Source organism: Rhizobium sp. SVR5-9E, from assembly GCF_056755095.1.
Genome location: NZ_JBNDHS010000664.1, coordinates 1 through 241 on the forward strand (window position 1 = coordinate 1; position 241 = coordinate 241).

Annotated in this window: 1 protein-coding gene; it reads left to right on the top strand. The window is 36.9% G+C overall.

Features of this window, described 5'->3' with window-relative positions; genetic code table 11:
• Positions 1-241: phosphatidylserine decarboxylase (locus ACPYOJ_RS36465; protein WP_481420551.1), on the top strand; the 241-nt coding region annotated here is incomplete at both ends.

The window sequence follows — 241 nt, forward strand, 5'->3', positions numbered from 1 at the left end:
GTTTACAGTCTGGTATTTTGGTTCTTCCGGGTGCCAAACCGTGACATTCTTGAACACAGAGAGAATGTAATTGCTCCGGTTGATGGAAAAGTAGTGATGATAAAAGAAGTGGAAGAAGATGAGTTTATTAAAGGAAAAGCGATTCAGGTTTCTATATTTATGTCACCTCTTAATGTTCATATCTGCAGATATCCGGTATCCGGAAAGGTTATTTACAAAAAATATCATCCCGGAAAATATC